Source organism: Limosilactobacillus coleohominis (assembly GCF_016901675.1).
GTDB lineage: Bacteria > Bacillota > Bacilli > Lactobacillales > Lactobacillaceae > Limosilactobacillus > Limosilactobacillus intestinavium.
Genome location: NZ_JACJKU010000050.1, coordinates 1 through 10,965, shown reverse-complemented (window position 1 = coordinate 10,965; position 10,965 = coordinate 1). Strand labels below are relative to the sequence as shown.

The 10,965-nt window shown below is 40.4% G+C and carries 3 protein-coding genes and 1 pseudogene; 1 reads left to right on the top strand and 3 read right to left on the bottom strand.

Annotation, left to right across the window (positions count from 1 at the left end; genetic code table 11):
* Positions 1 to 94: 94 nt before the first annotated feature.
* Positions 95 to 1,348: pseudogene (locus tag H5975_RS05650) on the top strand (putative PEP-binding protein); the annotation flags it as partial.
* A gap of 67 nt (positions 1,349 to 1,415) precedes the next feature.
* Here H5975_RS05650 and H5975_RS05645 read toward each other — a convergent pair.
* From H5975_RS05645 to H5975_RS05635, 3 genes are all read right to left on the bottom strand, one after another.
* Positions 1,416 to 3,131 (bottom strand): glycerophosphodiester phosphodiesterase, encoded by a 1,716-nt coding sequence (locus H5975_RS05645; RefSeq protein ID WP_204785234.1) that lies wholly within the window; start codon positions 3,129 to 3,131, stop codon positions 1,416 to 1,418.
* Positions 3,132 to 3,206: 75 nt separating this feature from the next.
* Entirely contained in the window at positions 3,207 to 7,055 is a 3,849-nt protein-coding gene (addA, locus tag H5975_RS05640) for a helicase-exonuclease AddAB subunit AddA (RefSeq protein ID WP_204785233.1), read from the bottom strand.
* Positions 7,048 to 10,812 (bottom strand): PD-(D/E)XK nuclease family protein, encoded by a 3,765-nt coding sequence (locus H5975_RS05635; protein WP_204785232.1) that lies wholly within the window; start codon positions 10,810 to 10,812, stop codon positions 7,048 to 7,050. Before H5975_RS05635 ends, addA begins: the two co-directional genes overlap by 8 nt.
* Positions 10,813 to 10,965 lie beyond the last annotated feature (153 nt).

Genomic DNA, 10,965 nt, shown 5'->3' with positions numbered 1-10,965 from the left:
CTCTCACTTAACAGTTAGTTCTAATTGCAAAACAAAAAACAGCCCAAGCAAAATGACTGCTTGAACTGTAAATTTTATTATCAGTACCGATTGACAAAGAACCGTTTTAGTTACTGTTCAAACTTCTCCTGACTGGGTCCCAGCAATGAAGAAGGCATCCGCTATTATCACCAATAATGGTGGAATGACCTGCCACGCCGCAATTGTTTCTCGTGAAATGCAGATTCCTTGTATCGTTGGAACCAAGAGTAAAGGAAAAGCAGCGATGGACTACATTAAGACCGGCGACGTAGTCACTGTTGATGCCAAAAATGGGGTTGTTTACAAGGGTAACGTTGAATCAATTGTTAAACCAATCAAACAAGCTACTGCTGCTGATGGAGCCGTTGTTGCAGCTGAACAATTTGCTCCAACTGGTACAAAGGTTTTGATGAACCTTGGTGATCCAGAATTAGCAGATAAATATGCTAGCTTGCCTGCGGATGGTATTGGATTGATGCGTGAAGAATTCCTCTGGACAACATACATTCATGAACACCCTCTTTACCTAATTGAAACTGGCCATCCCGAAAAAGTTGTTAATGAATTAGCTGACGGTATCAGCACCGTTTGTCGTGCCATGAGTCCACGACCAGTTGTGCTTCGGTTCTCTGACTTTAAGTCAAGTGAATACCGTAATTTAAAGGGTGGCGACAAGTACGAACCTCATGAACCATCCGACTTGCTTGGTTGGCGTGGTGCTTCTCGATACTACGATCCAAAGTATATCGAAGCCTTCAAACTAGAATTAAAAGCCGTAAAGAAAGTGCGGAACGAATTTGGCTTAAAGAACCTGAACGTCATGATTCCATTCGTTCGGCGTGTCAGTGAAGCTCAACGCATCACCGATATTATGCATGAAGAAGGACTATACCGGAGCGATGACTTTAAAGTTTTGATGATGTCTGAAATTCCATCTAACATCATTTGCGCCGATAAATTCAATCAATTTGTTGATGGCTACTCTATCGGTAGTAACGACCTCGCAATGCTGATTCTTGGCTGTGACCGGAATAATGAAACTGTTGCATCATTATTTGATGAACGTGACTTAGCTGTTAAACGTGCTATTCGTCACCTGATCAAAGCTGCTCATAAAGATGGCAAGACGGTTTCCATCTGTGGACAAGCACCATCAACTCATCCAGAATTCGCGCAATTCTTGATCCAAAGTGGTATTAATGCTATTTCCGTTAACCCTGATATGGTTAAACAAACTAAGCGGAATGTTGCTCACTTCGAACAACGAATTCTATTGGATAAAGCAACTGGCCGTGGTATTAAAGATACAGAAGATTACAGTTGGTAATCACCAGTTATACTTTAAAACGCTGAACACTCATTAATTTGAGCGCTCAGCGTTTTTTTGATCTTTATTAATTATTAGGCAAATTAGCAATTGGGTTTAAGTAGTTCCAAAAGCGTCGTGCACGATTTTGCTGATGATTTACTTGACGTAGTGTCGTCTGTAATTCCGCCAGATGGTCGGTCACAATTCCATCAACTTGTTGATTGTATAACTGACGCATCGCCCCACGATTATTTACTGTCCAGGCATAAACTAGCTGATGATGGTGGTGAGCCGCATTAATAAACCTACTATTTAATGTAGAATACTCGTTATTGAATCCACTCACTTGCGACACCGGATTAGTGAAATTATAGGCTTGTAAATATAACACCTTCATTTGCGGATTCAAGCGGTGTAATTGATGCACCGCATTGTAATCCAGCGAGTGGACGATATAGTGCCGGTGCACAATTAACTGACCATACTGCCGGTTAAATCGCTGGATAGCATCTGGAGAATCATACTGTGTAGTTTTCAGTTCTATAATCAGCTTTTGATGAATCGCACCGGCAGCACTTAAATATTCATTAAGGCTAGCAATCTTTGACCGCTGACCATTTTCATGAATCGACAAGCGTTCCAATTGTCGTAACGTCAATTGCCCTGGTCGTTTATTAACCCCGGCCAGCTTTCGTAATTTTTCATCATGCATCACCACAAATTGATGGTCTTTAGTTTCATGAATGTCCATCTCAACATAATCCGGATGATATTTACGACTAGTTCGCTTTAATGCACTAATGCTATTTTGCACTCCGTTACCATCTGTCACACCGCGATGAGACACCGTCATTGGCATTTTCAAAGACTGTCTTGCAAAATACTGTTTACTCATCATTCCAGCACTGAAGATCATTATTATTAACGCAACCGCTGTCCAACCATTGATTAGCGGCCTGGCAATTTGGTGATCATTCACGTGAGTAACTTGCACTGTCCATTCCATTAGCGTCCATGTACAGAGCATTAAGGCAACGATTTCAGCAATTACTAAGCTGATCGTACTGAACCATTGATTGTTTGGTTGGAACCAATACTGTATTCCATATAGCAAACTATTAGCCGTCCAACTAACCAATCCTGCACTAACTAAGACAGCACCTAACCGACACGTCGTTCCTTGCCACTTACCATTCAGGGTAAGTTGCTTACTTTGCACGCAAGCCTGGTTAATAGGCTGACCAGAAATATTAACTAACGACCAGATATAGAGATTACGCACCGCAATTGGCCAACTGATCATATAAATAATAAGTGTTAGTACACATAACCACCACTTACGAGTTCCATAGTCAAGAATAAACTCAGGAATCCGGATCATAGTTAATAATGGTGTCCGAAATGCCACGCTAAAAATTGGCGTTAAAACTATGAAATCGACTAAAAAAATCAACATTGTTTTGAAGCGGATTTGCTGAACAGCCCTCCGTAGTTGGTACCAACTTTGATGCCACGACTGTCCATTAACGATGGTAACAAGCCCAATCATTAGTGCTGCTAGCATGATTATCAAAAATAACCAAAGAAGGAGTAATTCAACTACTATTGACCCTGCTACTAGCGGGTGAGTATCAATAATCCGCTTAACATTTACCAACGATGTTATGGGAACTTCGGCTTTTAAAAGGAGAACTGTGTTAATAATTCGCAATCCTTTTAGGACTAATTCCAGAATGAAATCAAGAATTAATACAATCCCTAATGATTGCCAATAGATTTTTATTTTCTGATATTTCATCATTAAAAACCTGCTTCACCCTTGTTCAATCCGCATAGTTTAGTAATTATTAGCAACGTCATATTTATCCTCCGTTGATCACAATTCATATAATTCTCCAGTTTTAACAAGGTAAAGGTAGCGATGAGCAACTGGCTGACCCGTCATCTGTTTTAGAGCTGCAGCGTATAAATTAACCTGTCCCTGATAGCGATCAATAATTTCATCCAACCGTTTCTGATCACCTGATCGTAAATAATCAGTCTTATAGTCAAACAACTCAAGACCATCTGCTCCTTGCAAATAGCCATCAATAATTCCGTGAATTAGAATTTCACCATCATCAGCGGTGAGATTCTTAAACAACTGATGACCATCCATCAGCATGGAGAACGGCTTTTCACGTTCTAAAGCTTGTGGATCTTGAAGGATTCGTTGGCCTAATGCCGTTTGATAAAATTTGACAATTCCTTTGACATCAATTTGACTCGCAACTCGGTGGTTGGCAATCAGCTTTTGTGCCAATAATTGATCAATAGTAGCCTGTACTTGTTGCTCGGTGACCTCATTAGTCGATAAATCAAGCATTTGAAAAACCAAGTGAGTAGCTGTCCCTACCTCTGTTGGCAAAGGTGCTTGGTTGTCATTTTGCATAAAATGAGGTTGGTTAAAATTACCGCGCAGGTACTGACCCTCATCCTTCACTTCTGCTTTATTAAACGTTAATCGTCCCATCTGAGTATCATCAGGATCCTGATTAGCAAACACATCCCGAATTGCAGAAACTGATTGATAGGCGGTCGTTTGTGTAGCAGCCTGGTATGGATACTTCATTGTTAAGACTTGATGGATAAATTGTCGTTCATCTGCTGTTAATGGATGACTCCCCGCATCTTGGATAATTTGTTGTCCACGCGTTGATCGTAACTTTGCTAAATTATCCTCCACTTGATTGGCTGTCAAAACTTTTAGTTCATAATCCGCATTAGGGAGTTGGACGTTGTTCCCCGTAGGCACATCATCCATACCGAATTCTTGCGGATTAAATTGCGGAGTACGAACTAAGGTCAAACCAATCCAATCTAGCATTGAATGACTATCTAATCGTAATTGAGGTCCCAAGACAACGTTGCTCCCTTGTTGCCCCTTATTCCAGCGTGTCCACAATGATTTCAAATTATTACGCGAATTCTTTTCGTTGACTGATCCAGCTAAAATGAGCCGTTGTTCAGCTCGTGTTAAGGCTACGTATAACAGCCGCATTTCCTCTGCACGGTTGGCTCTTGTAATCGCATCCGCTACGACCGTCCGTTGTGGTAGATCGTATTTAACTTTAATATGTTCAGCCGTCAATGATTGGTGTTCTCCTTTCATTGGAGCATCACCAAGATACCGAATTCCAACTCCCATATGAGGTTCTACCACAAGGTCACCAGTCGTATCATGTGAATTAAACTGGTGATTCAGGTCAATAACAAAGACAATTGGAAATTGTAATCCCTTGCTACCATGAATGGTCATTACATTTACCGCATCAGTGGCTAATTCAATTGGTGCCTCACCAAGATCTTCATCTCGTTTTTGCATTTTTTCGATGAAATTAATGAATTGATATAGCCCTTTAAAACTAGACTGTTCATATGCGTGTGCTCGTTCGTAAAGGGCATGTAAATTAGCTTGGCGCTGGCTACCACCCGGCATTCCACCCACATAGTCAAGATAACCCGTTTCTTGATAAATTTGCCAAATTAAATCAACGAGTGACTCTTGTTGTGCTGTTACCTTAAACTTCTGCAGTTGTTTCATAAATCGCAAAAGTTTCACGTGTAACTTTTTTGGATCAACATCGTATTCTTCTGGTAAATCGGTCGTATAACTTTGTTCAAAGCTTTGTAATGCTTCGTAGAAGTTACTATGACGGTTTTTCACCCTCAGATATGCCATCTCTGGCTCAGTCAAATTAACAATTGGCGAACGAAGAACTGCCACTAAAGGAATATCTTGATATGGGTTGTCGATGACTCGCAATAATGACATCATCGTCCGTACCTCAGTTGCTTTAAAGTAATTTTGTACGTCCTGGACGACTACTGGAATATCTAATTGACCAAATTGTTCCACAATTCGATTATTAGGCCCTTTCGTCCGTTCCAAAATCACAATATCTGATGGTTGAATTGGACGCTCATGATTTAGTTTTTGATCGTAAATTAGCTCTTGATTATCTAGCATTTGACGAATGCGCATGGCAATCATCCAGACTTCACCAGCGTACTTATCAGATCCTTCTGGTAATTTCAGATACCGTTGTTGATTTTCTTCATTGGTGAGTTCTGTATCATTGTCAGCATTAGCATCATATAGCATTATTTCGGTTGCCGCAGGAGTAACTTGATTCGAATCATACCACTTAGCAGCAAATTTTAATTGAGCCCGGTCATCATAAGCAACATCACCAATCTCTTGATCCATCAGTTGTGTAAAAACTAAGTTAGTAAATTCCGTAATGTTGCTCATTGAGCGGAAGTTTTCTGCCAAGCCAATCATTTCATCATGAGCGGATGATCCTTGGTATTGTTCATACTTTTCTCGAAAAATCGTTGGATCTGCTTGACGGAATCGATAAATTGACTGCTTTACATCCCCAACCATAAATAAATGGTTTAATTGCGGATCGTGTAGTCGTCCCAACAATTCATCCTGCAGACGGTTAGTGTCCTGATACTCGTCCACCATGATTTCTTTATAATGATGACGAAGTTCATTTAACACTTGCTGTCCCACATCACTTTGGTCGTTAAGGATCTGATAAGCATAGTGTTCCAGATCACTAAAATCTAACATGTGACGATCTAATTTAGCTTGCTGATAGGCTTTTCGATATTCCTTGGTCACATCTACCAGTTCTTGAACCATCTGCCGCGCCACCGCGGTTTTGGATTTCAATTGTTGCTCATTATATTGAAAATATTTTTCGTGCAAACTGCTTAACCGATTCTTGAGGATGGTCCGACCGTTTTTGGTGAGGTCTTGATAAACCGCTTTGCGTTCTGGATCATCTTTAAAACGATGTGCTTTCAATTTCCCAAAACCAACGCTATTGATTTGAGCTTGTAATTCATCCCAACTAGCAGTTTTAAGGGCTTCAAGCATATCCTTAATCATCGCAGCATCATTGTTTAACAACTCCGCAACATCATCAAATTCTGCTATTTGGGCCCGCTGTGCTAATTGTTGCCAATCGGCAAGTAATTGTTCTAAGACCTGTTGTAATATTGGCCGTAAAACTTCTTGATAAAAATGCGTTTCGACAATTGGTTCGTCACCAATTTCATAATTCTGAATCGCTTTTTGGAGCCATTTATCAGGATTAGGTTGTGCATTAGCCTCTTGATATAGTTTCTCCACTACATCTTGGAGGCCTTCTCCGACATTAGATTTCGGATCTGCAAAGTTTTCCGCTAACTGACTAAAATGCCAATCTTGCGGATCCGCCTTGGAATAATCATCCTTAAATCGTTTTTCCTGCAATTCTTCCCAAACCTGTTGCTTTAATAGCGCTTGTTCAGTTGCATCGGTTACCAACCGGTATTGAGGATCAAGCCCAATGACATAGTAATAACGCTTAATTAACTGCTCACAAAAGGAGTGAATCGTACTGATGTTAGCAAGTGCCAAACGATTAATCTGCTTCTTCATATGTTGATCATTTTTGTCTTCTATCAATCGTTGGCGAATCCGCTCCCGCATGTTCTTAGCCGCTTCCTTAGTAAACGTAACTAACAACATTTCATCAATATTAAGGTGCCGATCTTCTTTTAACATCTTAATAACCCGGTCAACAAGAACCGCTGTTTTACCAGAACCGGCCGATGCTGAAACCAATATGTCCTTATTCCGGTCATTAATCGCCCGCATTTGTTCTGGAGTTGGTTGAAATTTACTCATGTTCGTCCTCCTTTCCTGATAATTTCTTCATCACATCATCATCTGTCAAAATAATATCCCGGTACTTGTTTTGATCAAGTAAATTATCAAAGTGATAAATATCTAAGTAATCGCTATAGTCTAAGCCTGTTTGCTGATCACGACGGAATGGTCGCAATTCGACATTACCGCTAAAAATTTGCTGGGTAGCATTGATGATTAACCATTTGTTTTGTTCTAGTAACCGAGCAAGTTGCTGATCATCCACCAATAATGAACCCTTCTTTGCTTTAATTAGGTCCTTAGTCTTAGTATAGCTAAGCCCTAAAATAACTGGATCCGGCTTGTCGGCAGCCAACCCTTCATCAATTTGACGCAGAACATCATCATTGTTTAACAGGATGCCCTTATATTCATGATGCTTCAATTCAGTCATTTCTGGTGATCCTTTGATTACATCTTTATAGCTGTAATTAGGATTAAAAAGATGTAAATATAATGCTCCCGCAATTGCGGTTGGCCGCTCTGGATTAGCAATATCCAAGTTGGCTTGCAAATTATTCAAGTAAGTCAGCATTTGCAGGTCAAGACCTTCATAAGCATCTACCAGATCAAACTCCTTATTAGCTGACTTATAATCGACTACCGTCAAGTAATCTTGATGATCATTATGGATTTCATCTACTCGGTCAATCCGCCCGCGTAAATAAACTTTTCGTTTCCGATCAGGCGAAGCAGCTTTGGGACTGCGGATATGGGTCTCATAAATTAGGGACCGGTAGGCCGGCTGACTGTCATGACGATCATCTAACGCGCCTGGATTGCCGAATTCCTGCTCAGTAGTAATCGGATGAGCAGCAGAAAACCGGGCTTGATTACGTAATACCCGCGCCATCGTTAAAACAATTCCTTCCAAATGATGTTTTTGGTAAGTAATTCGCAGGTAATTATTAGCTAAATCAACTAGTCCTGGCTGACGGTTAAAGGCCCAGTCGATTGCTTTTGCGACGTATGCCGCCAATTGATCATCCGCCAACTCAGCTAACTTAATCCGGTCTTGTTTCAGCAAACGAATAAATGCCTCCATTGCGTCATGGTAGAACGTTCCAGAATTAGCGTTTGATATCTCCAATTCTTCACGCTTTTTTAACCCAAGCCCATACTTAAGGAAGTATTCATATGGGTTCCGATAAAACGTCTGTAATTGTGAAATTGACGTTACTAGCGTGTTATGGCGCATTTCAGGTAATATGCTTGATTCATCAAAAGTTTGCCCTAATCGATGCGCTTTTGCTTTTTGAGAAACCACCTCTGGATCCAGGTGGCCATATAATTGCGCTGCAAGATCTGATGACAATTTAGTAGTTGTATTCTGGTAATTAAGACTAGATTTTAGCCACCCTAGTCGTTCATGATTTAATTCTCGTGAAACTGCTCGCCATCCTGCACCAATCGATTGACCATCATTCTTGGCACGCCGTTCCACTTGAATATAGTTGGTCAATGTCGATGCTGGCGCTCCTATGAATGGTTTTAATTCATTAAAATCAGCCCGTGGTTGAGGAGCAAATGGCAGATCACTTGTTAAGCGCCGCGCTTGATTATCCCAACGACCATAATATTGAGCAAACCCCTGCATATATGGTGATAGTTTTAATTTATCTTCGTCATTCCCCATTTCTGGTGCAGATAAATATAGTTGCTCACGGCCACTTAGCATCCCTAAGTAATTAATCATTGGCTCATTATCAACCCGTTGCATCCCAGAAATCGGTAGGAATTGATCATCCGACAACCCTTGTTGCAAAATCTCCTTATCAGGTTCACTTAATAAACCGTCACTAATCTTTACTTCTGGCATTACATCATCAGTAGAACCAATCATAAAGACTACTTTCCGCTGATCTGTTTGAACAATTCCTGTTTCTGACACTAATACCTGATCCATTGTCGACGGGATTTGCGAATAAGTTGCCGTTTGAAAACCAACCTGTAAAATCTCCGCGAATTCATCGAGATCAAAGGTACCATTCTTACCTAAGACGGTGACATATTCGTCAAGAAGATTACACAATGCATTCCAAACCTGTTGGGGCTGTTGTGCGAGATCCATTTGGCCACGATCAGTTGCTTCCTTAGTCCATCGTTGTAATTGCTGATCAATGCCTAAATTTTTCAAGCCTTGATAAAGAATCTGGGCCGCTGTTTGACCATCCGTCGCTTCCTGAAGTTTTTGAACGATAGGGGCTACCTGCTCACGAATTACGCTCTTTACCCAGTTGATTTGGTTGGTCCGTTGTTCATTACGCTTCTGTTGTTCTTCATTAATAACAACTTGTTGATTTGCATATGGGATAAATTGCCATTCTTTTTTGTCCAACCATGCATTACCAGTTTTTCCATACTCTAAACACCAGTTTTCAGTCGTATAAATTGCATTCATGAATTCCTGGACTGGATAGTAAGAACGGCCATCATCACCTATTTTCTGTGGAATCACTAACCCGGTTTTAAGTAATTGCAAAACATCCGGTAATTGATAGTGACGACTTGCAATTTTAAATAATGCTTCAAGCAGTGTTACCAGCGGATGGTTCGTCATCGAACGGTCATTATCATTAAACATTGGGACTTCGTTAGCATCAAACACTGGCTTTAGCATCGTCATGTAGCCGTCTAAATGCCGAGTCAACACTAGGAAATCACGGTAACGGTACTGACCGCTTGCTACTAATTGGCGAATTTTAGTGGCTACCCGTTCTAACTCAGCAAACCGTGTTGACGCTGTAAAAAAGTGTACATTATTATTCAACTCAGCTGGTGGTTGTGGTGTACTAAACTGCACTTGTGCCTTCATCCACTCTTCAACACCAACCAGGTCTTTATTCACTCGTAAATCGTGTGCTTCAATATCAGGCTCTAATTTTATCTCTGGATCACTTTGCGCAAAGTTTGCTAACCGATGGTATTGCATCCCTGTTTGATAAAAAAGGGTATTGTCTTCCGGTTCTTTACCATTCCGATATGGTTTATCGAGCACCAGTCCAATTGTGGTAGAAGCAGCATTCTTAATAATTGCTTCAACAACCTGTTCCTCCATTGCTGAAAATTGACCATTGTAGCGATTGAGGAAAAAATGCGTATGCGAAAAGTCTCCCTGGTTAAGTCTTTTCGCCAGAAGTTGGTATACCGCCGTAGTATTTAATTGGTTTGTCATCCCATGTTGGAAAGCTTCGTAAACTTTAAAAAGAACTGTCAATTTATTCCAAAAAGCTGAGGAAATTTGCTCATTATTTGCCTGAGCCCATTTTTGAATATGTTCGGTAATTGCATCATGATCACTAGGGTCAATGTTGGCGGTTTGCAATTCCAGTACTTGAGATGTTAAGTCTTGAATAAAGCCATACCGGTGGGCTTCTTTGGCAAACATTTTCAAATCGTCTTCCGAAAGTCCTTGGACAATTTTTGCGACTAACATCGTCATTCCACTTTGTGAGATCCTAGGAATTTGATAATCGGGTTCATTTCTTAATAAGAACCATGCTAATCGTGTAAAAGAAAGCACCTGAACTTGTGATTGAGCGTAAATTTGGGGCTGATCATCCATCGTCCGTAACTGTTTTAAAACATCAATTTCCGTTGAAAATTTAATATGGTTAGGTACTAAGAAAAAGAACTGGTCTGTTGGATGTGCAATTAATTGATCATGTAATTCATGAACTAATTCTTTTTGATGATCCCTCGATGCTGGCCCATAGACAAAATTTAAGGTGCTCATAGTTATTCCTCCATTCAACTATTGATCCTATTTTATCATTTATTTGGTTCTACACTATTCGGTACTGATGAGTTTTCATCAGTGCCGTTTTTGTATATGATGACAATAAAAAAGGACAATTACCCCAAAAAATACACACACGGTAATTGCCCT

Bases quoted from the DNA above. Each gene is read 5' to 3' on its own strand.
- H5975_RS05635 (WP_204785232.1), bottom strand. From the start codon at position 10,812: ATGAGCACCTTAAATTTTGTCTATGGGCCAGCATCGAGGGATCATCAA.
- addA (WP_204785233.1), bottom strand. From the start codon at position 7,055: ATGAGTAAATTTCAACCAACTCCAGAACAAATGCGGGCGATTAATGAC.
- H5975_RS05645 (WP_204785234.1), bottom strand. From the start codon at position 3,131: ATGATGAAATATCAGAAAATAAAAATCTATTGGCAATCATTAGGGATT.